We start from the raw sequence: 24,940 nt of genomic DNA on the forward strand, positions 1-24,940 counted from the left end.
GGTCGGACCACGTCCCGCGTCGCCATCATGTTACGAGCCACCCCGGCCCGTCACAATCCCCAAAACGCCAGCCCCGGCAGCTTCCCGAAGCCGTGATCACTTGTCCGGCTCGGCCTTGCCGCGCGCCGTCAGGATCTCGTCGATCAGACCCCAGTCCTTGGCTTCCTGGGGCGACATGAAGCGGTCGCGCTCCAGCGCCTCCTCGACCTCCTCCAGGGTGCGGCCGGTATGGGCGACATAGATCTCGTTCAGGCGGCGCTTGAGCTTTTCGGTCTCGCGCGCGTGGATCAGGATGTCGGTGGCCTGGCCCTGGAAGCCGCCCGAGGGCTGGTGCACCATGATGCGGCTGTTCGGAAGCGAGAAGCGATGCCCCGGCTGGCCGGCGCACAGAAGCAGCGAGCCCATCGAGGCGGCCTGCCCGACCACCAGGGTCGAGACGCGCGGCTTGATGTATTGCATCGTGTCATAGATCGACAGGCCCGCGGTCACCACGCCGCCGGGGCTGTTGATATACATGCTGATGTCCTTGGTCGGGTTCTCCGCCTCGAGGAACAGGAGCTGCGCCGAGATCAGCGTCGCCATGCCGTCATGCACCGGGCCGGACAGGAAGATGATCCGTTCCTTCAGCAGGCGCGAGAAGATGTCATAGGCGCGTTCGCCGCGGCTGGTCTGTTCGACGACCATGGGGACGAGCGTGTTCATGTAGAATTCTGCCGGATCGTGCATGTCTGTCCTTGCTTTTGTCCCTGCCTGGCCTGCCCGTTTCGCGATTCGTCCCAAGGGCCTTGCCCCCTGGGACCGCTCTTAGACGCGAAAGGTTGACAGAGTCTTAGTAACGCCGGGCCGCGAGGACAAGAGAGCGATAAAATTTGCCCCTTTCCGGCCAGCCCGGTAATCTGGCGCCCGAGCGACGGAGAGACGCATGAAACTGATCGTCGGCCTGGGCAATCCGGGCGCGAAATACGCAGCCAACCGGCACAATGTGGGCTTCATGGCGGTGGAGCGCATCGCCTCGGACCACGGCTTCACCCCCTGGCGCAGCCGCTTCCAGGGCGAGGTTTGCGAGGGCCGGCTGGGCGAGGAGCGGGTCGCCCTGCTCAAGCCCGGCACCTTCATGAACCTGTCCGGCCAGTCGGTCGGCGAGGCGATGGGCTATCTGAAGCTCGCGCCCCAGGACGTGATCGTGCTGCATGACGAGCTGGACCTCGCGCCGGGCAAGGTGCGGCTGAAGACCGGCGGCGGACATGCCGGGCATAACGGGCTGCGCTCTCTGCACCAGCATATCGGCGAGGGCTATCGCCGGCTGCGCATCGGCATCGGCCATCCCGGCGACAAGGACCGCGTCGCCGGCTATGTGCTGTCGGATTTCGCCAAGGCCGAGCAGGCCGGGCTGGACGACCTGCTGCGCGGCATCTCGGACGGGGCGGCGGCGCTGGCCGCCGGCGAGGATGCGCGCTTCATGAACGCGGTCGCGGCGCGGGTGGCGCCGGCGCGCAACAGCGGCACGCGGCCTGACCTTCCCGGCAAGGCGTCGCCGGCCAAGCCCGCGGCGAAACCCGCCAACGATTCCGCCGCCGAGCCGCCCAGCCTTTCCGACCGCCTGAGGGCGCTGACCGAGCGGTTCCGGTGACCGCCTGGCGCGCGGCATTCGCCCTGCAGGCCGAAGCCTGCCGCGCGCTCGGCTCTCCCCTGACGGCGCGGGTCTGCGAGCAGCTGGCGCTGATCCTGGCCGGGGATGACGGGGCGCTGGCGCGCCGGGTGCGGACATGGCCCGGCGATGCCAGCCACCGCGCCGACTCGGTGCCGCTGCGGCTTTGCGGGGCGCTGCACGCGCTGGTCCTGACCGGACGCGACCCGGAACTCGCCCAGGCCTATGCCGAACCCGACGATGACCGGCTGCATGACAGGATTTCACAGGCAATTCATCACGATGAAGCGCATATGCTCGAATGGGTCGAGCATGCGCCGCAGACCAACGAGGTCGCCCGGGCCGCGGCGCTGATCGCGGCCTGCTGGTTTATCGGCGCCCTGCTGCCCGGGCGCCGCTTCGACCTGCTGGAGCTGGGCGCCAGCGCGGGACTCAACCTGAACTTTCCACGATACCGGCTTGGGGATGCAGAGGAATACGCCCCGTCCCTGCTGGCCGACGAGGGGGAGTCCGTCTGGCTGAACCCGCAATGGCGCGGCGCGGCCCCGCCCCCTGCGGCGCTGGCGATCGGCGCGGCCCGCGGCGTGGACCTGAACCCGCTGGACCCGGCGCGGGACGGGCTGCGGCTGCTGGCCTATGTCTGGGCGGATCAGCGGGCGCGGCTGGAGCGGATGCAGGCGGCGCTGGCGCTGGCCGGGCGGCATCCGCCGCGGGTGGATCGCGGCGATGCCGGCGCATGGCTCGCGGCCCGGCTTGCCGAGCCTTGCGCGCATGGCAGGCTTGTCTATCATACCGTGGCGGCGCAGTATTTTCCCGCCCCCACGCGGGCGCTCGTCGAATCCGCGCTGCGGGCCGCCGGGGACGGGGCAAGTCCCGACCGGCCGCTGGCGCATCTGTCGATGGAGGCCGATGGCGGCGAGGGCGCGGCGCTGGTCCTGCGACTCTGGAGCGGCGGCGGGATGCGCGAATGGAGCCTCGGCCGGGCGGATTTCCACGGCCGCTGGATCGGCTGGCAGCCGAAGGAGACCCTGTGATGGACCCCGCGCTCAACGTTCTTGGCGGCAGGCTCGAGACCTGCTCGACCGCGCCGCTGACCGGATTCTTCCGCGACGGCTGCTGCAATACCGGCCCCGAGGATCGCGGCCGGCACACGGTCTGCGTCATCGTCACCGCCGAGTTCCTGGCGCTGTCGAAATACCTGGGCAACGACCTGAGCACGCCGCGGCCCGAATTCCGCTTTCCGGGGCTGAAGCCGGGCGACCGCTGGTGTCTTTGCGCGGCCCGCTTCCTGCAGGCGGCGCAGGAATTCGCCGCGCCCGAGGTGGTGCTGGAGGCCACCCATGCCCGCACGCTGGAGATCGTGCCGCTGGAGCTGCTGCAGGCCCATGCGGTCGGACGCGAAGGCTAGCGCCCGCTTTGCGCCAGATAATGCCGCACCGCATCGACGACGTGGCGAAAGCGGTCGCCGCCCAGATGCTTGCCGCCATACCAGCGCGTCACGATCACCACATGGTCGGTCAGCCCGGCGCGTTCCAGCATCTGCAGGATGATCTGGCCGGCGCCGCTTTCGCCGTCGTCGTCGCGCAGCGCCTCGCCCGACAGGATCGCGGCCCAGCTGTTATGCGTGGCCTTGGCGAAACGCTTGTTGCGCTTCAGCTCGGCCAGCAGCGCCTCGGCCTCGGCCCGGGTCCGCGCCGGCCCGCCCGACACCGCATAGCGCGAGCCACGATCCGAGATGATCTTGTCGAAGACCGTCAGGCTCATCGGCGGCGCCGGACGTAAAGCTCCAGCCGGTGGCGGACGATCTCGTAGCCCATCTCGGCGGCGATCTCGGCCTGCAGCCGCTCGATGCGCTCGTTGACGAATTCCATCACCTCGCCGGTCTCGACGTCGATCATGTGGTCGTGATGGGTGCCGTCGGCGGGCTCGAACCGCGCCGGCTCGCCCTCGAATTCCAGCTTCTGGATCACGCCCTGCGCCTCAAGCGCGGAAAGCGTGCGATAGACCGTCGCCAGCGACACCCCTGCCCCGGCGGCCGTCGCCCGCTGATGCAGCTGCGTCGCGTCGGGATGATCCTCGGCCGCCGCCAGCACCCGCAGCAGCGCGGCGCGCTGACGGGTGATGCGCACGCCGGCACGGCGCAGCGCGTCCTCGAAGGCTTGGGCACGGGTCTCGATCTCCATGCGGTTTTCTGGCCCAGATGCGAAGAAATTGCAACTGGCTTGACAGTTGAGAATCATTCGCAGATAACAGCGGCAGAACGAGGCCCAGAGCAGAAGAATCGGATCATGAAACGCAGAACATTCCTGACCACGGCCCTTGCCGGGCTTGCCGCCCCCGCCATCCTTCCCGCCCCGGCGCTGGCGCAGGCAGGCCGGCTCAAGGTGGCGACCACCTTCACCATCATCGCCGACATGGCGCGCAACGTGGCGGGCGACCGGGCCGAGGTGGTCTCGATCACCAAGCCGGGGGCCGAGATCCACAATTACGAACCGACGCCCAGCGACCTGATCGGCGCCCGCGACGCCCGCCTGATCCTGCGCAACGGGCTGAACCTCGAGCTGTGGTTCGAGCAGTTCCTGCGCAACCTGGGCGACCTGCCCTCGGCCACGCTGACCGAGGGGATCGAGCCGATGCCGATCTCGGGCGGGCAATACGACGGCAAGCCCAACCCGCATGCCTGGATGGCGCTGGATACGGCGCTGGTCTATGTGGACAACATCGCCGCCGCCCTGTCCCAGGTCGATCCCGAGGGCGAGGGCAGCTATCGCGCCAACGCCGGCCGCTACAAGGGCGAGATCGCGCGCACCATCGGTCCGCTGCGCGACGCCGCCCGCGCCCTGCCCGAGGAGCGGCGCTGGCTGGTGACATCGGAGGGCGCCTTCTCTTACCTTGCGCGCGATTTCCACCTGAACGAGCTGTTCCTGTGGCCGATCAACGCCGATGCCCAGGGCACACCCCAGCAGGTGCGCCGCGTCGTCGATGCGATCAAGCAGCACCGGATCCCGGTGGTGTTCTCGGAAAGCACCGTCTCGGACCGCCCGGCCCGGCAGATCGCCGCCGAGACCGGGGCGCGCTATGGCGGCGTGCTTTACGTCGACAGCCTGTCCGATCCGGACGGGCCGGTGCCGACCTATCTGGACCTGCTGCGCGTGACGTCCGAGACCATCGTCAAGGGGCTGTCCGATGGATGACGCCCCCGGCATCGCGGTATCCAACCTGACGGTGGCCTATCGCAACGGCTTCACCGCCTTGCGCGATGCCAGCTTTTCGGTGCCGCAAGCCTCGGTCACGGCGCTGGTGGGGGTGAACGGCTCGGGGAAATCCACGCTGTTCAAGGCGCTGATGGGCTTCGTGCCGGCCGCCGCCGGCAAGGTGCGGGTGCTGGGCCTGACCGTGCCGCAGGCGCTGCGCCGGAACCTGATCGCCTATGTCCCGCAGGCCGAGGAGGTGGACTGGACCTTCCCGGTGCTGGTCGAGGATGTGGTGATGATGGGCCGCTACGGCCATATGGGCTTCCTGCGCCGCGCGCGGCCCGAGGACCGCCGCGCCGTGGACGAGGCGCTGGCGCGCGTGAACATGCAGGATTTCCGCCACCGCCAGATCGGCGAGCTTTCGGGCGGGCAGAAGAAGCGCGTCTTCCTGGCCCGGGCCTTGGCGCAGGGCGCCCGGGTCATCCTGCTGGACGAGCCCTTCACCGGCGTGGACGTCAAGACCGAATCCGCCATCATCGCGCTGTTGCAGCAGATGCGGGAGGAGGGACGGGTCATGCTGGTCTCGACCCACGACCTCGGCTCGGTGCCGGAATATTGCGACCGGGTGGTTCTGGTGAAGAACACCGTGCTGGCCTATGGGCCGACGGCCGAGGTCTTTACCCCCGACAACCTGCGCCTGGCCTTTGGCGGCGTGCTGCGGCATTTCGTGCTGGGCGGGCGGCGCCTGCATGACGACGACGATCCGCGCGCGCTGACCGTGCTGTCGGACGACGAGCGGCCGCTGGTCTTCTACGACGACAGGCAGCGCAGCGCGCGCGAGGAAGAGGCGGCCTCGAAATGATCCGCACGCTGCTGGTGCCCTTCGAATACGGCTACATGACCAATGCGATCTGGGTCTCGGCCCTGGTCGGCGGGGTCTGCGCCTTCCTCTCGGCCTATCTGATGCTCAAGGGCTGGTCGCTGATCGGCGACGCGCTGTCGCATTCCATCGTGCCGGGCGTCGCCGGGGCCTACATGCTGGGCCTGCCCTTCGCGCTGGGGGCGTTCCTGTCGGGTGGGCTTGCCGCGCTGACCATGCTGTTCCTGAACAAGCGCAGCGGATTGCGCGAGGACGCGATCATCGGGCTGATCTTCACCGGCTTCTTCGGGCTGGGGCTGTTCATGGTCTCGCTTAATCCGATGGCGGTCAGCGTGCAGACCATCACCATGGGCAACATCCTGGCGATCACCCCCGGCGATACGCTGCAGCTGGCGCTGATCGGCGGCCTTTCGCTGCTGATCCTGGCGGCGAAATGGCGCGACCTGATGGTGGTGTTCTTCGACGAGAGCCATGCCCGCACCGTCGGGCTGAATCCGCAGGCGCTGAAGGTGCTGTTCTTCACCCTGCTTTCGGCCTGCACGGTGGCGGCGATGCAGACCGTCGGCGCCTTCCTGGTCGTGGCGCTGGTGGTGACGCCGGGCGCGACCGCCTATCTGCTGACCGACCGCTTTCCGCGGCTGATCCTGATCTCGGTGGCCATCGGCTCGACCACCTCGGCGCTGGGGGCCTATGTCTCGTTCTTCCTCGACGGCGCGACCGGCGGGGTGATCGTCTGCCTGCAGACGCTGATCTTCCTGGCCGTCTTCCTGCTGGCGCCCAAGCACGGCCTGCTCGCCGCCCGCCGCCGGGCCCGCGCGGCGCTGGAGGAGGCCGCATGATGGACTGGCTGCTGCCGTTTTCCTTTCCCTTCATGCGCGACGCGGCGCTGATCGGGCTGATGATCGCCCTGCCCGCCGGGCTTCTGTCCTGCTTCCTGGTGCTCAAGGGCTGGTCGCTAATGGGCGATGCCGTCAGCCATGCGGTGCTGCCGGGCGTGGTGCTGGCCCATGTCGCCGGCCTGCCGCTGATCCTTGGCGCCTTCCTGGCCGGGCTGGGCTGCGCCATGCTGTCGGGCTGGCTGCAGGGCAACAGCCGGGTCAAGGCCGACACGGTGCTGGGCGTGGTCATGTCGGGCATGTTCGGGCTGGGGGTGGTGCTTTACACCGCCATCCGGACCGACCTGCACCTGGATCACATCCTGTTCGGCAACATGCTGGGCGTCGGCCCCGAAGACCTGCGGCTGGCCGGCGGCATCTCGGCCGTGGTCGGGCTGGTGCTGGTGCTGAAATGGCGGGACTTCGCGCTTCTGGCCTTCGACCCGGTGCAGGCGCGGGTCTCGGGGCTGGCGCTGGCCGTGCTGAATTACGGGCTGCTTGCCATGATCTCGGCCACCGTCGTCGCCATGCTCAGCGCGGTCGGCATCATCCTGGCGGTGGCGCTGCTGATCGCGCCGGGGGCGGTGGCCTTCCTGGTCACGCGGCGGCTGCCGGCCATGCTGGCCACCGCGGTCGGCGTCGCGGCCTTCGCGGCGGTCAGCGGGGTCTGGGCCAGCTTCTGGCTGAACAGCGCGCCTGCACCGACCATCGTGCTGGTGCTGACGGCGCTGTTCGTGCTGGCCTTCCTGTGGCGCAGCATCGCCACGCGGCGCGCGCAGGCAGCGGGCTAGACCGTCCGCCCGCCATCGACCTCGAGGATGACGCCGGTGATGAAATCGGCCTCGTCCGAGGCGAGGTAAAGCGCCGCGTTGGCGATGTCGCGCGGCGTCGACAGCCGGCCCAGCGGGATGGTGGCAAGGAAGCGGGCGCGGTTCTCGGGCGTGTCCTCGCAGCCCATGAACCGCTCCAGCATCCCGGTCTCGCCCATCACCGGGGCGATGGCGTTCACCCGGATGCCCTCGGGCGCCAGTTCCGCCGCCAGGCTGCGGGTCAGGGTGTTCACCGCGCCTTTCGAGGAGTTGTACCAGCTCAGCCCCGGACGCGGCCGGATGCCGGCGGTCGAGCTGACATTGATCATCACCCCCTGCCCGCGCGCCCGCCAATGCGGCAGCACGGCATGGGTCATGTGAAAGATCGACAGCACGTTGATGTCGTAGATCTTGCGGAACGCCGCCTCGTCCGTGTCGAGCAGCGGGCCGTTCGGCGTGGTCCAGCCGGCATTGTTCACCACGATGTCGAGGCTGCCGAAGCTTTCGCGCGCCTTCTCCACCGCCGCCCGGACCTGATCGCCTTGGCTCACGTCGCAGGAGATGGCGAGGCCCTCGATGCCCGAGGCCACCGCCCCGGCGGTGTCGGCGTTGATGTCCAGCACCGCCACCCGCGCCCCCTCGCGCGCGAAACGCTCGGCAATGCCGCGCCCGAAGCCCGAACCGCCGCCGGTCACCAATGCCGTCTTGCCCTGAAGCCGCATGATCTCTTCCCCTTTTTTATGCGAAACGATGAACGACGGTTTTCAGCCGCGAGAATTCGTAAAGCGCGACGAAGCCCTTTTCGCGCCCATGGCCGGATTTGCGCACCCCGCCGAAAGGCAGTTCGATCCCGCCCCCGGCGCCGTAGCCGTTGATGAAGACCTGCCCGCAGCGCATGGCGCGGGCCATGCGCGCCTGCCGGTCGCCGTCGCGCGTCCAGATGCCGGCGACCAGCCCGTATTCGGTGCCGTTGGCGATGGCCACCGCCTCGGCCTCGGTGTCGAAGGGGATGGCGGCCAGCACCGGGCCGAAGATCTCTTCCTGCGCCAGCGGGCTTTGGGGATCGACCGGCCCGAACAGCGCCGGCGCGACATAGAAGCCCGCCGCCGGCGCGTCCGCGGCCACGGCACCGCGCGCGATCAGCGGGGCTGCGGCCTCGGCGATGTAACGTTCGACCCGCGCCTTCTGCCGGGCCGAGATCAGCGGGCCCAGCAGCGCGCCCTCGGCCGGCCCGGCCACGACCGCGGCGAAGCGTTCGGCCAGCATCGCCATCAGCCGGTCCCAGATGCCGCGCTGGATCAGCACGCGCGAGCCGGCCGAGCAGGTCTGGCCGCCGTTCTGCACGATGGCATTGACGATGACCGGGGCCGCGGCCTCAAGATCGGCATCCTCGAAGACGATCTGCGGCGACTTGCCGCCCAGTTCCAGCGTGCAGGGAATGTGGTTGCGCGCCGCCGCGATCTGGATGGCCTGCCCGGCCTCGGGCGACCCGGTGAAGCTGATGAAATCGACGCCGGGATGCTCGGCCAGCGCCTGGCCCGCCACCGCGCCGCGCCCGGTGACGATGTTGATGGCGCCGGGCGGAAAGCCGGTTTCGGCCGCCAATTCGCCGATGCGCAGGATGGTCAGGCAGGCATCCTCGGCCGGCTTGGTCACCGTCGCGTTGCCCATGGCCAGCGCCGCCCCGACCGAGCGGCCGAAGATCTGCACCGGATAGTTCCAGGGGATGATATGACCGGTGACGCCATGCGGCTCGCGCAGCGCCGTCACGTCATAGCCGTTCAGGAACGGGATCACCTCACCATGCAGCTTGTCCGCCGCACCGCCGTAATATTCGAAATAGCGCGCCAGCGCCGCCATGTCGGCGCGGGACTGGGCGACGGGCTTGCCGTTGTCGTGGGTTTCCAGCCGGGCAAGCGCCTCGGCCTCGGCCTCGATGCGCAGGGCCAGGCGCAGCATCAGCCGGCCGCGCTCGGCGGCGGTCAGCCGGCCCCAATCGCCCTCGAAGGCGGCGCGGGCGGCGCGGATCGCGACGTCGACATCCTCCGGCCCGGAATCGGCGATGGTGGCGAAGGGCCGGCCGTCGATGGGCGAGATCATCGGCATCTCGCGTCCCGAGGCGGCCGGCAGCCAGGCGCCGCCGATCAGGTTCCGCGCGGGCGGCAGGGTCGGGCCGTGCTGCATTCTTGCCTCCTTTTCGGCGGGATTCGTCCGCCGCCAGCGTGACGGCGCCGGTCGCGGGACGCAAGGCTGGCAAATGCGGTCCGGGCCGTTAAGCTGGCCCGAAACAGCAATAGCCGAGGACCCCGATGACCCAGCCGAGCGCCCATCCCGACGATCCGCATTACGTCAGCCGCATGGGCTGGCTGCGCGCCTCGGTGCTGGGGGCGAATGACGGCATCGTCTCGGTGGGGGCGCTGATCGTCGGGGTGGCGGCGGCCGATCCGGGGCCCGAGGCGATCCTGATCGCCGGGCTGGCCGGGCTGGTCGCCGGGGCGATGTCCATGGCCATGGGCGAATATGTCTCGGTCAGCTCGCAATCGGATACCGAGCGCGCCGATATCGCCCGCGAGCATGCAGCCCTGCGCGAGATGCCCGAGGAAGAGCTGCACGAGTTGGCCGCGATCTACGAATCGCGGGGCATGACGCCCGGCACCGCCCTGCAGGCCGCGCGCGAGGTGACCGAGCATGACGGGCTGGCTGCGCATGTGCGCGACGAGCTGGGGCTCAGCGAGGCCTCGAACGCCAATCCGCTGCAGGCGGCGCTGGCCTCGGCCGCGACCTTCAGCATCGCGGCGGCGGTGCCGCTGCTGGCGGCGATCCTGGCGCCGGGCGGCGCGGTCATCGCCAGCGTGCTGGTCGCCGTGGTGGCGGCGCTGGGGGTGCTGGGCGCGCTGGGGGCCTGGGCCGGCGGCGCACCGCCCGGCCGGGCGGTGCTGCGGGTGATCCTGGGCGGCATCGTGGCGCTGGCGGTCACCGCCGGGATCGGCAAGCTGGTCGGGGTGGCGGTCTAGGCGTCGCGGCTGTAGCCGGTGCTGGCGGCGATCAGCGCCCGGGCGTAATCGCCCTGCGCCCGCTGGGCGCGCAGGGCGGCGGCATCCATCTCTTCGACGATCCGGCCTTCGCGCATCACCGCCAGCCGGTCGCACATATGCGCCACCACCGCCAGGTCGTGGCTGACCATCACATAGGTCAGCCCGCGTTCGGCCCGGATATCGCAGAGCAGGTTCAGGATCTCGGCCTGCACGCTGACATCCAGCGCCGAGGTCGGCTCGTCCAGCAGCAGAAGCTGCGGCTCCGCCGCCAGCGCCCGGGCGATCGCGACGCGCTGGCGCTGGCCGCCGGAAAGCTGATGCGGATAGCGGAAGCGAAAGCCCTGCCCCAGCCCGACCTGGTCCAGAAGCCGGGCGATGCGCCGGTCGATGCCGTCCATGCCCTGCAGGCGCAGGGTTTCCGACAGGACCCGGTCCACGGAATGGCGCGGATGCAGGCTGGCATAGGGATCCTGGAACACCATCTGCACCGTCTTGTGGAAGCCGCGCGAGCGGCGGCGGCCGGCGATGACCTCTCCCGCCACCTCGATGCGGCCGGACCAGCTGTCGATCAGCCCGGCGACGGCGCGCAGGATGGTCGACTTGCCCGAGCCGCTTTCGCCGACGAGGCCGAAGCTTTCGCCCCGCGCGACGGTAAAGCTGGCGGATCGGACCGCATCGACGCGCTCGGGCGCATGGCCGAACCAGACGTCCAGATTCTCGACCGTCAGCATGGGCGGCACCGGTGCGGATGAGTATTTGGAAAACGGTGAAGGGCCATCACGGGGCTCCCGCCGGCGGGGCGTCGCGCCAGTCCTGTTGCCTTTGCAGGACCGCGAGCCGGTCCACCGGCCGGTCAAGCCGCGGCAGGCTGTTCAGGAGGCCCTGGGTATAGGGGTGTTTCGCGGCATGCAGATCGCGGGCGGGCAGTTCCTCGACCACGCGGCCCGCATACATGATGAGGACGCGGTCGCAGAACTGCGCCACCAGGTTCAGGTCGTGGCTGATGAAGATCAGCCCCATGCCGCGGGCAGAGACCAGCCGGTCCAGGATGCGCAGCACCTCGTTCCTGACCGAGACGTCCAGCGCCGAGGTCGGCTCGTCCGCGATCAGGATCTCGGGGTCCGGGGCCAGCATCATCGCGATCATGATGCGCTGGCCCATGCCGCCCGAGACCTCGTGCGGATAGGCGTGAAAGACTCGCTCGGGATCGCGGATCTGCACGGCGCGCAGCATTTCCAGCGCCTTGTCGCGGGCCGCGGCGCGGCTTTCGCCGCTATGCAGCCGGTAGCCCTCCATGATCTGCCGGCCCACGGTCATCACCGGGTTCAGGCTGAACTTGGGGTCCTGCATCACCATGCTGATGCGCGCGCCGCGCAACCGGCGCATGCGCCGCTCGGGCAGGTTCAGGATCGATTGGCCGCCAAGCTCCATGCGCCCGGCCGCGACCGTGCCCGGCGGGCGCACCAAGCCGAGGATGGCGCGGCCGGTCATCGACTTGCCCGAGCCGCTTTCGCCGACCACGCCCAGCCTTTCGCGGCCAAGGTCGAAGCTGACGCCGCGCACCGCCTCGAAACGGCCCGAGCGGGTCGGGAAGCTGACGCGCAGGTCCCGGACGGAAAGCAGCGGGGTCATTCCCGGCCCCCCTTGGGGTCCAGCACGTCGCGCAAGCCGTCGCCGAGCAGGTTGAAGGCCAGGCTGACGACGAAGATCGCCATGCCGGGCATGGCCGCGACCCACCAGAAGTCCAGGATATAGGTGCGCCCGTCCGAGATCATCGCGCCCCATTCCGGCATCGGCGGCTGCGCGCCGAGGCCGAGGAAGCCTAGCCCGGCGGCGGAGAGGATGATCCCCGCCATGTCCAGCGCCACCCGTACGATCAGCGAGCTGACGCAGAGCGGCCAGACATGGCCGATCAGCAGCCGCAGCGGCCCTGCGCCCTGCAGCCGGGCGGCGGCGATATAGTCGGTATTGCGGATGGTCAGCGTCTCGGCCCGCGCCAGGCGCGCATAGGGCGGCCATGAGGTGATCGCCAAGGCCAGCACCGCGTTGCCGATGCCGGGGCCGAGCGCCGCGACGAAGGCCAGCGCCAGGATCAGCTTGGGAAAGGCCAGGAAGATGTCGGTGATGCGCATCAGCACCTGATCGACCCAGCCGCCGGCGAAACCCGCCACCGTGCCGACGAAAAGCCCGATCACCGGCGCGATCAGCGCCACCGTGCCGACGATGAACAGCGTCACGCGCGAGCCGTGGATCAGCCGCGACAGGATGTCCCGCCCCAGCGCGTCCGTGCCCAGCCAGTGCTGCGCCGAAGGCGGCTTCAGCCGCTCGGCCAGGTTCTGGGCATAGGGATTCTGCGGCGCGATCCAGGGCGCGAAGGCGGCGACCAGCACCAGCAGGACCAGGATCGCCAGCCCGACCATGGCCAGCCGGTTGGCGCGAAAGGTCAGCCAGCCCTGGTAGATCGCCCCCAGACGCGCCTGCCGCCGGGTCTGCGGCGCGTCGGACAGAAGCCATGCGCGGGTCGTCTCGGTCATGTCGCCCTCGGGTCCAGCAGGCGGTAGAGGATGTCGGACAGCAGGTTCAGCGCCACGAAGCAGGTGCCGACCACCACCGTGCCGCCCAGCACCGCGTTCATGTCGCCGGCCAGCAGCGCCTTGGTGATGTATTGGCCGATGCCGGGCCAGGAGAACACGATCTCGGTCAGCACCGACCCTTCCAGAAGCGAGCCGAAGCTGAGCGCGATCACCGTGATCAGCGGCACAAGGATGTTGCGGAAGGCATGGCCCCAGACCACCCGCCGCTCGGACAGGCCCTTGACGCGGGCGGTGACGACATATTCCGCCGAAAGCTGCTCCAGCATGAAGCTGCGCGTCATGCGGCTGATATAGGCGAGGCTGAAATAGCCGAGCAGACTGGCCGGCAGCACGATATGGCTGAAGGCGTCGCGGAAGGCGGCCCAGTCGCCGGCGACTAGGCTGTCGACCAGGATCAGCCCGGTGACCGTCGGCACCATGCCGTCGTATATGATGCCCTGCCGGCCCGGCCCGCCGACCCAGCCGAGGATGCCGTAGAACAGCAGAAGCCCCATCAGCCCCAGCCAGAAGATCGGCATGGAATAGCCCACTAGCGCCACCACGCGGGCGATCTGGTCGATCCAGCCGCCCCGGCGCGCCGCGGCGACCACGCCCAAGGGCACGCCCACGCAGACGCCGATCAGCGTGCCCAGCGTCGCCAACTCGACCGTCGCCGGGAACACCCGCCGCAGGTCCTGCGCCACCGGATGCCCGGTCGAGATCGAGCGGCCGAAATCGCCCTGCAGCACCTCGGCCATGTAGCGCAGGAACTGCTGCCAGATCGGCTTGTCCAGTCCCATGGCCTGGAAGGCCGCGTCATATTGCGCCTGTGTCGCGCGCTCGCCCACCACCTTCAGCACCGGGTCGATCGGCATGACCCGGCCGATGACGAAGGTGACCAGCAACAGGCCGAGCAGCGTCAGCGCCAGCGACAGCAGGATGCCGCCCAGGCTTCGCGCCCGGCGCCGCAGCCGCGCGCCCGGGCCGGGGGTTGCGCCGCCCGCCGGGGGCGGCGCGCCCTGTCCCGGCGGATCGGTCAGGTCGGGATGGACCACGACTTATTCCTTCGTCACCTGCCGATAGTTGACCGAGGTGACCGAACCGCCCGAGGTCCAGTTCTGCACGTTCTGCTGCATCGCCACCTGCTCGATCTTCTGGAACATCGGGATGATCGGTGCGATCTCTCGATACTGGCTCTGGATGTCCAGATACATCTGCACGCGCTTGTCGGTGTCGCCCTCCAGCGTGGCGGCCTCGACGGCGCGATTCATCTCCTCGGGCACCGCCCAGCTGTTGCGCCAGGCCAGCTGCGACAGGCCGGCATCGTCGGCATTGTTGGGATTATGGGCGAAGGTCGAGGCATTGGTGTTCGGGTCGGCGTAATCCGGGCCCCATTCGCCGATGAAGATCGGCACCTGCCGGGCGCGATAGGCGTCGAGCACCTGCGCCCCGGTCATCTGCTGGATCTCCAGCGTCAGGCCGACCTGCGCCATGGCCGCCTGCAGGGTCTGGGCCGCGTCGACATATTCGCGGATGTCGCGCACGATGGTCTTGACCGTGCCCGAGGTGATGCCGGCATCGGTCAGGATCTGGCGGGCCTTCTCGATGTCATGGGTCCAGGGGTTCTCGTCCGAGGCGCCCAGATAGCCCTCGGGCAGGAAGTTCTGGTGCACCTTCCACTGGCCCTTGAGGAAACTCGACTCCATGCCCGCGTAGTCGATCAGGTATTTCATCGCCTCGACCATCTCGGGCCGGGACAGCAGCGGATCCTTCTGGCTCAGCCCCATGTAGAGGATGCGGCCGCGCAGCTCGTCCGCGACCTTCAGCCTGTCGTTGCCGGCGATGCCATCGACATCCGTCGGGGTCAGGTTGCGGGCCACGTCGATATCGCCCTGTTCCAGCAGCAGCCGCTGGGCGCTGCTCTCCTGCACATGGCGCACGATCACTCGCTTCATCACCGGCGCGCCCTGCCAGTATTCCTCGTTGGCGGCCAGCTGCACCGCCTCGTTCGGCCGCCAGGCGGTCAGGGTGTAGGGCCCCGACCCCGCGCCGTTGGTGGACAGCCAGGCATTGCCGAAATCCTCGCCCTCGGCATGGCTCATCGCGGTTTCCTTGTCGATGACCGAGCCGACCTCGGAGGCCAGGCAGTTCAGCACGAAGCTTTGCGCATAGGGCTGGTCCAGCTGCAGGATCAGCCTGTTGCCGTCGAAGGTCACGCGCTCGTCCACGTTCTCGGCGGTGAAGCCGAACTGGTTCAGGATGAAGGCCGGCGACTTGTTCAGCTTGACGGCGCGCTGCAGCGACCAGGCGGCGTCCTCGGCCCGCACCGGGTTGCCGGAATGGAACTTCACCCCCTCGCGCATGGTCAGGGTGATGGTCTTGCCGTCCTCGCTGACCTCCCAGCTTTCCGCGAGGCTGGGCTTGATGCCGGCATTCAGGTCCAGCGGGTCGAAATCGACCAGCCGGTCATAGAGGCTGTGAACCACGTCCTGCCCCGAGAATTCGAAGCTCTGCCCGGGATCGAGGCTGATGATGTCGTCGATCTGATGGGCGATGACCAGCGTGTCGGCGGGGGTCTCGGCCCAGGCGGCCGGCGCCGCCACCCCCAGAGACATGGCCGAAGCCAGAAGCAGCGCGCGAAGCGGGAAACGGTTCTGCATGATGGATCATCCCTGTTGTCGCGCCCCGTCGCTCGCGGGGCTGGAATGGTAGCAGATTGGCGCGAAGCCCGGCCTGCCGCAAGCCCCGCGTGCCGGTGCCGAGATTTTCCCGCGCCGCGCCGCCACCGCCGTCCGGCGCGCTTCCGGTCCCGACGGGCCGGCGCTGGCCGGGTCCGGCCGCGGGCGGAGGCCGCGACGGATAACCGCCCCGCCTCGCGGCGCCTTGCCGCGCCGGCCGCCGGGCCCGCGTCGGCGGACCGCGCCCGAAAATCGCCATGCGGGGTTGCGCCCGCCCGGCCCACCGCCCTATCTCGGGCGGAAGGAGAGACCATGGAAAAACGCACCCTTCCCGAACGGCCCGGCTGGCGCGACGAGGCCAAGGAGCTCGGCTTCACCTTCGCCGACATGGGCGGCGAGCCCTATTGGGACGAGACCAGCGCCTATCGCTTCACCCTGCGCCAGATCGAGGAGGATATCGAGGCCCCCGCCACCGAGCTGCATGCGCTGTGCCGCGAGGCGGTGGACCGCGCCGTCCGCGACGAGGCCTGGCTGACCCGGCTGGACATCCCGCGCCAGCACTGGGACCTGATCGCATCGAGCTGGGCGCGCGGCGAACCCGAACTCTATGGCCGCATGGACCTCGCCTATGACGGCAGCGGCCCGGCGAAGCTACTGGAATACAATGCCGACACGCCGACCTCGCTTTACGAATCCGCCAGCTTCCAGTGGCTCTGGTTCGAACAGCAACAGGCGGCGGGGGTGCTGGGCGAGGATTGCGACCAGTTCAACAGCATCCACGAGGCGATCGTGGCGCGCTGGACGCAGATCTGCGCCGACGGCGAGGAGGTGCATTTCGCCGCCGATCCCGACAACCCCGAGGATTACGCCACCGTCGAGACCCTGGCCTGGGCCGCGCGCGAGGCGGGCCTGGGCGCGCATTTCACCGCGCTCCGGCAGATCGGCCTGACCGAGGAGGGCCAGTTCGCCGACGAGCAATCCCGGGTCATCGGCACGCTCTTCAAGCTCTACCCCTGGGAGGACATGCTGCGCGACGATTTCGCCGCGCATCTGCAAAGCTCGGGCACCCGCTTCATCGAGCCGCCCTGGAAGGCGATCCTGTCGAACAAGGCCATCCTGCCGCTGCTCTGGCAGATGTTCCCCGGCCATCCGAACCTGCTGCCGGCCTTCTTCCTCGCGGATGTGCAGGACGCGCTGTCCGGCGGCAGCCCCGCCCCCGCCGTGGCCCAGGCCTTCGAGGCGGCGCGCGACGCGCTGGCGCGCGGCCATGTGACCAAGCCGATCTTCTCGCGCGAGGGCGCGGGGGTCGTCATCCACGAACAGGGCCGCGAAACGGCGCGCACCGGCGACGACAGCTATTCGCACCACCCGATGATCCTGCAGGGCCTGGCGCCCCTGCCGGATTTCGGCGGCTTCCACCCGGTGCTCGGCGCCTGGATCGTCGGCGAAAACTGCTGCGGCCTCGGCCTGCGCGAGGATCGCTCGCGCATCACCCACAACCTGTCGCGCTTCAAGCCGCATTTCATCGAGGGCTGATCCATGACCGACGCATTTTCCCGTTCCAACCCCGTCCCCCGCCCCGCCCGCAGCCACAGCCTTCGCAAGCGCGGCCGCCATGTCGCGCTGGTGCTGGCCGGAACCGCCACCCTGGCGCTGGCCGGCTGCGAGGACGACCGCATGGACGCGCAAAGCTTTCCCGACCTGGAAAGCTGCATCGCCGCCAGCAAGCAGGAAACCCTGTGGTTCACCGAGGAGGACTGCCGCCAGAACTTCGCCGCCGCCCGGCAGGAATTCCTGGAAACCGCGCCGCGCTACGAATCGAAGGAACTGTGCGAGCAGGAGCATGGCGCCGGCAATTGCGGCGGCGACCCAACGCAGACGCAGGAGGCGCAGAATTCCGGCGGCGGCTTTTCCTTCATGCCGCTGCTGGTCGGCTACATGATGGGCTCGATGCTGTCGCGCGGCGGCGGCATCTCCTCGCAGCCGATGGTGAACACCGCCGACGGGCGCTATTCGACCCCCAAGGGCGACCAGAGCTTCGCCAGCAACCGCGGCGCCGGCAAGGTGCCGGCCACGACCTTCCAGCGCGCGCCCTCGACCATCGGCAAGCCGCCGATGAGCGCGGCCCAGGTCAGCCAGCGCGGCGGCTTCGGCGCCTCGGCCACCGCACGCTCGGGCGGGCGCAGCAGTTTCGGCGGCTGAGGGTTTCTTTCTTGCCGAAATATCCTCGGGGGTGAATTGCGGCGCCAGCCGCAAGAGGGGGCGGACAGCCCCCTTCCCCGGCAAAGCCGCCGACCAGGACGGCAGTTAACGCTAACACGAGCCCTTGCGCAACCGCGCGGAAAAGCGCAACCTGCCGGCAGTTTCCGCAAGAACGAGGCCCGCCATGACCCCCGAGACCCAGTCCCAGAACACCCGCGCGCTTTGCGAACTCGCCCCGGTGATCCCGGTCCTGGTCGTGGGCGATGCCGGCCGCGCCGAGGGGCTGGCCACGGCCCTGGTGGCCGGCGGCCTGCCGGTGCTCGAGGTGACCCTGCGCACCCCCGCCGCGCTCGACGTCATCCGCGAAATGGCCAAGGTCCAGGGCGGCCATGTCGGCGCCGGCACGGTGCTGACCCCCGAGGACGCAAGGCGCGCCAAGGATGCCGGGGCCAGCTTCGCCGTCTCGCCCGGCCTGACCGAGCGGCTGGCCCGGGCCTGCGAGGAGATCGGCCTGCCGCTGCTGCCCGGCGCCGTCACCGCCTCCGAGGTGATGCGGGCGATGGAACTGGGCTATTCCATGCTGAAATTCTTCCCGGCCGAGGCGGCGGGCGGGGCGAAATCGCTGAAATCCCTGGCCGGGCCGCTGCCGCAGGTCAGCTTCTGCCCGACCGGCGGCGTGACCCCGCAGAACGCCCCGGACTACCTGGCGCTGCCGAACGTGGTCTGCGTCGGCGGCAGCTGGATCGCGCCGGATGCCGATGTCGCCGCCGGCGATTGGGCGGCCATCGAAACCCGCGCCCGCGAGGCTTTCGGGCTGAGATGAGCCTGCGATGACCGCCCCCGACGCGACCACCCCCGGCGATGGCCAGCCGGTCCTGACCGGTTCAGACGCCATGCGCCGCGCCCGGCGCAATGTCGTCGTGCTGCTGCTGGCCCAGGCGCTTTTGGGGGCGCAGATGTCGATGATCTTCATCGTCGGCGGGCTGGCGGGCCAGATGCTCAGCCCCAACCCCTGCATCGCCACCCTGCCCCTGTCGATGATGATCCTGGGCTCGGCGCTGTCGGCCCGGCCGCTTTCGGGCTTCATGCGCCGGCATGGGCGGCGGGCGGGGTTCCTGCTCTCCTGCGGCTCGGCGGCGCTGGGGGCGGGTATCGCCGCCTATGCGCTGTCGGCGGGCAATTTCTGGCTTTTCACCGCCAGCGCGCTGTTCACCGGGGTCTATATGGCGGCGCAGGGCTTCTTCCGCTTTGCCGCCACCGATTGCGCCCCGCCCGAGTTCCAGTCGCGTGCCATCTCCTGGGTGCTGGCCGGGGGGCTTGCCGCCGCCTTCACCGGCCCGGTCCTGGTGCGCCTGACCGCCGAGCTGACTGCCATCCCCTTCCTGGCCACCTATGCCGCGATCATCGGGCTGAACCTGCTCGGGCCGGTGATCTTCGCCTTTCTCGACATCCCGCGCCCGCCGGCGCCCGCCAGGGGCCGCGCCCAGGGCCGGCCGCTGGGCGCGCTGCTGCGCGTGCCGCAGATCGCCGTGGCGATGATCTGCGGTATGGTCTCCTATGCGCTGATGAACCTGGTGATGACCTCGGCGCCGCTGGCGGTGGTCGGCTGCGGCTTCGCCACGGCGGACGCGGCGAACATCGTCTCGGGCCATGTGCTGGCGATGTTCGCGCCCTCGTTCTTCACCGGCCATCTGATCGCCCGTTTCGGCGCCACGCGCATCGTCATGCTGGGCCTGGCGATCCTGGCAGGCGCCGGCGCGGTGGCACTGTCGGGGGTGGAGCTCTCGCATTTCTTCCTGGCCATGATCCTGCTCGGGCTGGGCTGGAACTTCGGCTATATCGGCGCCACCGCCATGCTGACCCGCGCCTATCGCCCCGAGGAGCGCGAGCGGGTGCAGGGCCTGAACGACGCCGTGGTATTTTCCGGCGTGTTCCTGGCCTCGCTGTCCTCGGGCGGGCTGATGAACTGCATGGGCGGCTCGGCCCAGGCGGGCTGGAGCGCGGTCAACCTGGCCATGCTGCCCTTCCTGGTGCTGGCCGGCGGGGCGCTGCTCTGGCTGATGCTGCGGCCGCGGGAGGTCGCGCGGTAAGGGGGGCTCTGCCCCCCGCGCCTGCCGCACCCCTCGACGGGGTGCGCCAGGCGCTCCCCCCGGGATATTTGGGCAAGAAAGAAGCTAGAACAGGGATTTCTGGTCCCTGGGCTGCCTTGGCCTGCGGGCCGGCTTGGCCGGGGGCGCGTCGGGGCGCGCCGCCATGCGGCCATCGAGGAACTCGATCTCGAAGCGCGGGGTTTGCGCCGCCTCGGCAGCGGCGGTGATCAGGCCCGCGGGGCCGTGGACGACCGCGAAGCCGCGGCGCAGGGTCTCGCGATAGCCCAGCGTCTGGCGTAGGCGGTCCAGCCGCTCCAGCGCCTCGCGCCGCGGCGGCAGGAGGCGCGCGGCGCCGGCGGCAAGCCGCGCCGCGAACTGGTCAAGCGCCGCGCGGTCGCGGGCGAGCTGGCGGGCGCTGTCGGCCAGCATCCGCGACCGGGCGCGTTCCAGCCGCTGGCCCCGATCGGCCAGGCGCTCGGCCTTGCGCTGCCGCAGCCGGGCCAGGCAGAGCGGCAGGCGCTGCCGATGGGCCTGCAGCGCCTCGCGCCGGTTGCGCAGCATGGCGCGCAATGCCGAGAGCGACAGCGGCAGCGCGTTCAGCCGGTCGCGGCGGGCGCGCACGAAGCCGCGCAGCGCCGGTTCCAGCCGTTCGGCGAACAGGTCGAAGCGCTGCCGCGCCGGATCGGTCAGCGCCTGCGGCCGGCCGAGCGCCCGGCCCAGGTCGGCCAGCCGCTGGCGCTGGCGCTGGTTGCCGGTCTGGGCGGCGCGCATGATCCGCGCCCGCATCTCGGCCAGCCGGGCGGCCAGTTCGGCGCGCACCGGCACCGCCATCTCGGCGGCCGCGGTCGGCGTCGGCGCCCGGCGGTCCGCGGCGAAGTCGATCAGCGTGGTGTCGGTCTCGTGCCCCACCGCCGAGATCAGCGGGATGTCGCTGGCCGCCGCGGCGCGGACCACGGCTTCCTCGTTGAAGCCCCAGAGATCCTCGAGGCTGCCGCCGCCGCGCGCGACGATGATCAGCTCGGGGCGCGGGATCGGCCCTTCCCCGGGCAGCGCGTTGAAGCCCTGGATCGCGGCGGCGACCTGCGGCGCGCAGCCCTCGCCCTGCACCGCCACCGGCCAGATCAGCACCCGCGTCGGGAAACGGTCCCGCAACCTGTGCAGGATGTCGCGGATCACCGCGCCCGAGGGCGAGGTCACGACGCCGATCACCCGCGGCAGGTAGGGCAGCGGGCGCTTGCGCGATTCGTCGAACAGCCCCTCGGCCGCCAGCGCCTTGCGGCGCTTTTCCAGCATCATCATCAGCGCGCCGGCGCCGGCGGGCTCGATCTCCTCGACGATCAGCTGATATTTCGACTGGCCGGGAAAGGTGGTCAGCCGGCCGGTGGCGATGACCTCGATCCCCTCCTCGGGGCGGGTCGAGAGACGCGCGGCCTGGCCCTTCCAGGTGACGGCGGCGATGCAGGCGCGTTCGTCCTTGAGGTCGAAATAGAGATGCCCCGAGGAGGGGCGCGAGACGCGGCCGATCTCGCCGCGCACGCGGACGCGGCCGAACTCGCCCTCGATCACGCGCTTCACCGCGCCCGAGATTTCCGAGACGGTGAATTCATGGGCGTTGCTGGCGGGCGTGTCTTCGAAAAGCTCCATGGCCCGGTTGTGGCGCGGGGCGCGGGCGGGATCAAGGGGCTTGGGGGATTGATCCGGGCCGGGCCAGTTCCTAGAAGGCGCGGGACCATTCGCAAAGGGGCCTTTCCGCATGAACATCCTGATCCTCGGCAGCGGCGGGCGCGAACATGCGCTGGCCTGGGCGATCCGGCAGAATCCGAAATGCGACCGGCTGTTCGTCGCGCCGGGCAATGCCGGAATGGAGCCGCTGGCGCGGCTGGCGGATCTGGACATCCTGTCCGGCCCCGCCGTGATCGGCTTTTGCGAGGAGAACGCCATCGACCTGGTGGTGATCGGCCCCGAGGCGCCCCTGGCAGCGGGCGTCGCCGACGAGCTGCGGGCGGCGGGCATCCCGGTCTTCGGCCCGTCCAGGGCGGCGGCGATGCTGGAAGCCTCGAAAGCCTTCACCAAGGAGGTTTGCGACGCCTGCGGCGCGCCGACCGCCGCCTGGGCGCGCTTCGACGCCGCCGAGCCGGCGCGGGCCTATATCCGCGCGCAGGGTGCGCCCATCGTCGTCAAGGCCGACGGGCTGGCCGCCGGCAAGGGCGTGACCGTGGCCATGACCGAGGCCGAGGCCATCGCCGCCGTCGATGACGCCTTCGGCGGCGCCTTCGGCGCGGCCGGGGCCGAGGTGGTGATCGAGGAATTCATGGAAGGCGAGGAGGCGAGCTTCTTCGTGCTTTGCGACGGGGTGGACTGCCTGCCGATCGGCACGGCGCAGGACCACAAGCGCGTGGGCGACGGCGATACCGGACCGAATACCGGCGGCATGGGCGCCTATTCCCCGGCCCCGGTGCTGACGGCGGAGATCCAGGATGCGGTCATGGCCGAGATCGTGCGCCCGACCGTGGCCGAGATGGCGCGGCGCGGCACGCCGTTCCAGGGCGTGCTTTATGCCGGGCTGATGATCCGGGACGGGCGGGCGCGGCTGGTGGAATACAATGTCCGCTTCGGCGACCCGGAATGCCAGGTGCTGATGATGCGGCTGGGCGCCCAGGCGCTGGACCTGATCCTGGCCTGCGCCGAGGGCCGGCTGGGCACGGCCTCGGTCAGCTGGGCCGACGACCATGCCCTGACCGTGGTGCTGGCCGCGAAGGGCTATCCCGGCAGCCATGAGAAGGGCAGCGCCATCCGCGGGCTCGACGCGCTGGCCGAGGACAGTTTCCGCATGGTCTTCCATGCCGGCACCGCGCGCCGCGACGGGCAGATCGTCGCCACGGGCGGCCGGGTGCTGGCGGCAACCGGGCGCGGCGCCACCCTGGCCGAGGCGCATGCGCGCGCCTATGCGCTGGCCGATGCCATCGACTGGCCGGGGGGCTTCTGCCGCCGCGACATCGGCTGGCGCGCGCTTTGAGCTGCCGCACCGGCGGCACGGGCGCAGGAGTATTTGGAAAACGGTGAAGCAGGCGGCGGTGCGGGGCGGCAACGCCCGTGCCGGCTGCGGGGCGGGAAATTGCTGCGGCAGCGTGTTTTTCGTCTTTTCAAGCCGGTGGCGCGGGTCTTATAGTTCGCGCCATGACTCGGATGCAGCAGATCATTGCCACGGCCCCGCACGCGCATGATGGCGCGCGTATTGCCGTGAACCTCCGCGGTCTGCTTCTTCTTACGCTGCGCTGAGCGGGTCTTCCGGGCCGCCGCTCAGTCTGGTTCGCGCCCGGCTTGGCTTCTGAACCCCGAATTCCCGCGTAAGAAAGAACCGACATGACCGATCCGAACCGCGTCTTGATCTTTGACACCACCCTGCGCGACGGCGAGCAATCGCCCGGCGCCACCATGACCCATGCCGAGAAGCTGGAAATCGCCCAGATGCTGGACGAGATGGGCGTGGACATCATCGAGGCGGGCTTTCCCATCGCCTCGGAGGGCGATTTCGCCGCCGTGAGCGAGATCGCCAAGCAGGCGCAGAACAGTGTGATCTGCGGCCTGGCCCGCGCCCAGTTCCCCGATATCGACCGCTGCTGGGAGGCGGTGAGGCACGCCAAGCGCCCGCGCATCCACACCTTCATCGGCACCTCGCCCCTGCACCGGGCCATCCCGAACCTGGACATGGACCAGATGGCCGAGCGGATCGAGCAGACCGTGAGCCATGCCCGCAACCTGTGCGACGACGTGCAATGGTCGCCGATGGACGCCACCCGGACCGAGCACGACTACCTGTGCCGGGTGGTCGAGATCGCCATCAAGGCCGGCGCCACCACCATCAACATCCCCGACACCGTGGGCTATACCGCGCCGCGCGAATCGGCCGCGCTGATCCGCATGCTGCTGGAACGGGTGCCGGGCGCCGACGGGGTGGTCTTCGCCACGCATTGCCACAACGACCTGGGCATGGCGACCGCCAATGCCCTGGCCGCCGTCGAGGCCGGCGCGCGCCAGATCGAATGCACCATCAACGGGCTGGGCGAGCGGGCCGGCAACACCGCGCTGGAAGAGGTGGTGATGGCGCTGAAGGTGCGCCACGACATCATGCCCTATACGACCGGCATCGACACGACGAAGATCATGGGCATCTCGCGTCGGGTCAGCCAGGTCTCGGGCTTTCCGGTGCAGTTCAACAAGGCCATCGTCGGCAAGAACGCCTTCCTGCACGAATCCGGCATCCACCAGGACGGCGTGCTGAAGAATGTCGAGACCTTCGAGATCATGCGCCCCGCCGATATCGGCCTGAACGAGGCCAATATCGCCATGGGCAAGCATTCGGGCCGCGCTGCGCTGCGCTCGAAGCTGCGCGACCTGGGCTATGAGCTGGGCGACAACCAGCTGAAGGACATCTTCGTGCGCTTCAAGGCCCTGGCCGACCGCAAGAAGGAGATCTACGACGACGACCTGGTGGCGCTGATGCAGGACAGCGCCGCCAATACCGAGCACGATTACCTGCAGGTGAAGCACCTGCGCGTGGTCTGCGGCACGGACGGGCAGTCGGCCGACCTGACCATGACGGTCGGCGGCGAGGAGAAGACCGTCCATGCCACCGGCGACGGCCCGGTCGATGCCTGCTTCAACGCCGTCAAGGCGATCTGGCCGCACAAGGCGCATCTGCAGCTGTATCAGGTCCATGCGGTGACCGAGGGCACCGATGCCCAGGCCACCGTCAGCGTGCGCATGGAGGAGGAAGGCCGGATCGCCACCGGCCAGGCCTCGGATACCGACACCATCCTGGCCAGCGTGAAGGCCTATGTCGGCGCGCTGAACCGGCTGAAGGTGCGCCGCGACATGGTCGGCGAAGGTGCGGACGCCAAGCAGGTCAGCATGTATTCGCACTGATCCGCCGCGGAATGGCGTAAGAGGGGGCGG

Annotated in this window: 25 protein-coding genes; 14 read left to right on the forward strand and 11 right to left on the reverse strand. The window is 69.7% G+C overall.

Features of this window, described 5'->3' with window-relative positions; translation table 11 throughout:
* Window positions 1-96 precede the first annotated feature (96 nt).
* Complete coding sequence (locus tag PARJ55_RS0100335; protein ID WP_028711161.1) at window positions 97-726, reverse strand: ATP-dependent Clp protease proteolytic subunit; 630 nt, start codon at window positions 724-726, stop codon at window positions 97-99.
* Between the two features lie 196 nt (window positions 727-922).
* Here PARJ55_RS0100335 and pth point away from each other — a divergent pair, with 196 nt between their 5' ends.
* Genes pth through PARJ55_RS0100350 form a run of 3 tightly spaced genes read left to right on the forward strand, consistent with a single transcriptional unit; the run spans window position 923 to window position 3,056 of the window.
* Entirely contained in the window at window positions 923-1,630 is a 708-nt protein-coding gene (gene pth / locus PARJ55_RS0100340; protein ID WP_028711162.1) for an aminoacyl-tRNA hydrolase, read from the forward strand.
* Window positions 1,627-2,682, forward strand: coding sequence for a DUF2332 domain-containing protein (locus tag PARJ55_RS0100345; protein WP_028711163.1), 1,056 nt, complete (start codon window positions 1,627-1,629; stop codon window positions 2,680-2,682). Before pth ends, PARJ55_RS0100345 begins: the two co-directional genes overlap by 4 nt.
* A complete protein-coding gene (locus PARJ55_RS0100350) occupies window positions 2,682-3,056 on the forward strand; it encodes a DUF2237 family protein (protein ID WP_156929395.1) in 375 nt (124 codons plus the stop codon). Before PARJ55_RS0100345 ends, PARJ55_RS0100350 begins: the two co-directional genes overlap by 1 nt.
* Here PARJ55_RS0100350 and PARJ55_RS0100355 read toward each other — a convergent pair.
* Together PARJ55_RS0100355 and PARJ55_RS0100360 are read right to left on the reverse strand one after the other, a co-directional pair.
* The gene (locus tag PARJ55_RS0100355; RefSeq protein ID WP_198019299.1) at window positions 3,053-3,412 is read right to left on the reverse strand and encodes a YigZ family protein; all 360 of its coding nucleotides are present in this window, start codon (window positions 3,410-3,412) and stop codon (window positions 3,053-3,055) included. The genes PARJ55_RS0100350 and PARJ55_RS0100355 overlap by 4 nt on opposite strands.
* On the reverse strand, window positions 3,409-3,831 hold the full coding sequence (locus PARJ55_RS0100360; protein ID WP_036699121.1) for a Fur family transcriptional regulator: 423 nt from the start codon (window positions 3,829-3,831) through the stop codon (window positions 3,409-3,411). Before PARJ55_RS0100360 ends, PARJ55_RS0100355 begins: the two co-directional genes overlap by 4 nt.
* A gap of 105 nt (window positions 3,832-3,936) precedes the next feature.
* On the opposite strand from PARJ55_RS0100360, the gene PARJ55_RS0100365 reads away from it, so the two are divergent.
* The 4 genes from PARJ55_RS0100365 to PARJ55_RS0100380 are packed head-to-tail and all read left to right on the forward strand — an operon-like array spanning window position 3,937 to window position 7,388.
* A complete protein-coding gene (locus PARJ55_RS0100365) occupies window positions 3,937-4,842 on the forward strand; it encodes a metal ABC transporter substrate-binding protein (protein WP_051416106.1) in 906 nt (301 codons plus the stop codon).
* Complete coding sequence (locus tag PARJ55_RS0100370; protein ID WP_028711168.1) at window positions 4,835-5,704, forward strand: manganese/iron ABC transporter ATP-binding protein; 870 nt, start codon at window positions 4,835-4,837, stop codon at window positions 5,702-5,704. The genes PARJ55_RS0100365 and PARJ55_RS0100370 overlap by 8 nt, the downstream gene beginning before the upstream one ends.
* On the forward strand, window positions 5,701-6,561 hold the full coding sequence (locus PARJ55_RS0100375; protein WP_028711169.1) for a metal ABC transporter permease: 861 nt from the start codon (window positions 5,701-5,703) through the stop codon (window positions 6,559-6,561). Before PARJ55_RS0100370 ends, PARJ55_RS0100375 begins: the two co-directional genes overlap by 4 nt.
* A complete protein-coding gene (locus tag PARJ55_RS0100380; RefSeq protein ID WP_084637745.1) occupies window positions 6,561-7,388 on the forward strand; it encodes a metal ABC transporter permease in 828 nt (275 codons plus the stop codon). The genes PARJ55_RS0100375 and PARJ55_RS0100380 overlap by 1 nt, the downstream gene beginning before the upstream one ends.
* Here the strand turns inward: PARJ55_RS0100380 and PARJ55_RS0100385 are convergent.
* Both PARJ55_RS0100385 and PARJ55_RS0100390 read right to left on the reverse strand, forming a co-directional pair.
* Entirely contained in the window at window positions 7,385-8,128 is a 744-nt protein-coding gene (locus PARJ55_RS0100385) for an SDR family oxidoreductase (protein WP_028711171.1), read from the reverse strand. The genes PARJ55_RS0100380 and PARJ55_RS0100385 overlap by 4 nt on opposite strands.
* Window positions 8,129-8,144: 16 nt before the next feature.
* Window positions 8,145-9,590, reverse strand: coding sequence for an aldehyde dehydrogenase family protein (locus PARJ55_RS0100390; protein ID WP_028711172.1), 1,446 nt, complete (start codon window positions 9,588-9,590; stop codon window positions 8,145-8,147).
* Between the two features lie 125 nt (window positions 9,591-9,715).
* On the opposite strand from PARJ55_RS0100390, the gene PARJ55_RS0100395 reads away from it, so the two are divergent.
* Entirely contained in the window at window positions 9,716-10,420 is a 705-nt protein-coding gene (locus PARJ55_RS0100395; RefSeq protein ID WP_028711173.1) for a VIT family protein, read from the forward strand.
* Here the strand turns inward: PARJ55_RS0100395 and PARJ55_RS0100400 are convergent.
* From PARJ55_RS0100400 to PARJ55_RS0100420, 5 genes are all read right to left on the reverse strand, one after another.
* Window positions 10,417-11,172: an ABC transporter ATP-binding protein gene (locus PARJ55_RS0100400; protein WP_028711174.1), complete on the reverse strand. Its 756-nt coding sequence runs from the start codon at window positions 11,170-11,172 to the stop codon at window positions 10,417-10,419. The two genes, PARJ55_RS0100395 and PARJ55_RS0100400, sit on opposite strands and share 4 nt — an antisense overlap.
* Before the next feature lie 46 nt (window positions 11,173-11,218).
* Window positions 11,219-12,073, reverse strand: coding sequence for an ABC transporter ATP-binding protein (locus PARJ55_RS0100405; protein WP_028711175.1), 855 nt, complete (start codon window positions 12,071-12,073; stop codon window positions 11,219-11,221).
* Window positions 12,070-12,975 carry a nickel transporter permease gene (gene nikC, locus PARJ55_RS0100410; protein WP_028711176.1) on the reverse strand — a complete coding sequence of 302 codons (906 nt, stop codon included), beginning with the start codon at window positions 12,973-12,975 and terminating at the stop codon, window positions 12,070-12,072. Before nikC ends, PARJ55_RS0100405 begins: the two co-directional genes overlap by 4 nt.
* Window positions 12,972-13,964 carry an ABC transporter permease gene (locus tag PARJ55_RS0100415; RefSeq protein WP_028711177.1) on the reverse strand — a complete coding sequence of 331 codons (993 nt, stop codon included), beginning with the start codon at window positions 13,962-13,964 and terminating at the stop codon, window positions 12,972-12,974. Before PARJ55_RS0100415 ends, nikC begins: the two co-directional genes overlap by 4 nt.
* A gap of 108 nt (window positions 13,965-14,072) precedes the next feature.
* Window positions 14,073-15,674, reverse strand: a complete 1,602-nt coding sequence (locus PARJ55_RS0100420; RefSeq protein ID WP_051416107.1) for an ABC transporter substrate-binding protein — start codon at window positions 15,672-15,674, stop codon at window positions 14,073-14,075.
* 330 nt (window positions 15,675-16,004) lie between these two features.
* On the opposite strand from PARJ55_RS0100420, the gene PARJ55_RS0100425 reads away from it, so the two are divergent.
* From PARJ55_RS0100425 to PARJ55_RS0100440, 4 genes are all read left to right on the forward strand, one after another.
* The gene (locus PARJ55_RS0100425; protein WP_028711179.1) at window positions 16,005-17,228 is read left to right on the forward strand and encodes a glutathionylspermidine synthase family protein; all 1,224 of its coding nucleotides are present in this window, start codon (window positions 16,005-16,007) and stop codon (window positions 17,226-17,228) included.
* Window positions 17,229-17,231: 3 nt separating this feature from the next.
* Window positions 17,232-17,894: a DUF1190 domain-containing protein gene (locus PARJ55_RS0100430; RefSeq protein WP_051416108.1), complete on the forward strand. Its 663-nt coding sequence runs from the start codon at window positions 17,232-17,234 to the stop codon at window positions 17,892-17,894.
* Between the two features lie 184 nt (window positions 17,895-18,078).
* On the forward strand, window positions 18,079-18,717 hold the full coding sequence (eda, locus tag PARJ55_RS0100435) for a bifunctional 4-hydroxy-2-oxoglutarate aldolase/2-dehydro-3-deoxy-phosphogluconate aldolase (protein ID WP_028711181.1): 639 nt from the start codon (window positions 18,079-18,081) through the stop codon (window positions 18,715-18,717).
* A 7-nt stretch (window positions 18,718-18,724) separates the two neighbouring features.
* Window positions 18,725-19,984 (forward strand): MFS transporter, encoded by a 1,260-nt coding sequence (locus tag PARJ55_RS0100440; protein WP_371256013.1) that lies wholly within the window; start codon window positions 18,725-18,727, stop codon window positions 19,982-19,984.
* Window positions 19,985-20,068: 84 nt separating this feature from the next.
* Here PARJ55_RS0100440 and xseA read toward each other — a convergent pair whose 3' ends face one another.
* On the reverse strand, window positions 20,069-21,628 hold the full coding sequence (gene xseA / locus PARJ55_RS0100445) for an exodeoxyribonuclease VII large subunit (RefSeq protein WP_028711183.1): 1,560 nt from the start codon (window positions 21,626-21,628) through the stop codon (window positions 20,069-20,071).
* Between the two features lie 109 nt (window positions 21,629-21,737).
* On the opposite strand from xseA, the gene purD reads away from it, so the two are divergent.
* Both purD and PARJ55_RS0100455 read left to right on the forward strand, forming a co-directional pair.
* A complete protein-coding gene (gene purD / locus PARJ55_RS0100450) occupies window positions 21,738-23,000 on the forward strand; it encodes a phosphoribosylamine--glycine ligase (RefSeq protein ID WP_028711184.1) in 1,263 nt (420 codons plus the stop codon).
* Window positions 23,001-23,347: 347 nt separating this feature from the next.
* Entirely contained in the window at window positions 23,348-24,910 is a 1,563-nt protein-coding gene (locus tag PARJ55_RS0100455; RefSeq protein WP_028711185.1) for a 2-isopropylmalate synthase, read from the forward strand.
* The last annotated feature ends 30 nt before the right edge of the window (window positions 24,911-24,940 follow it).

It is taken from the genome of Paracoccus sp. J55 (genome assembly GCF_000513975.1).
Taxonomy (GTDB): Bacteria; Pseudomonadota; Alphaproteobacteria; order Rhodobacterales; family Rhodobacteraceae; genus Paracoccus.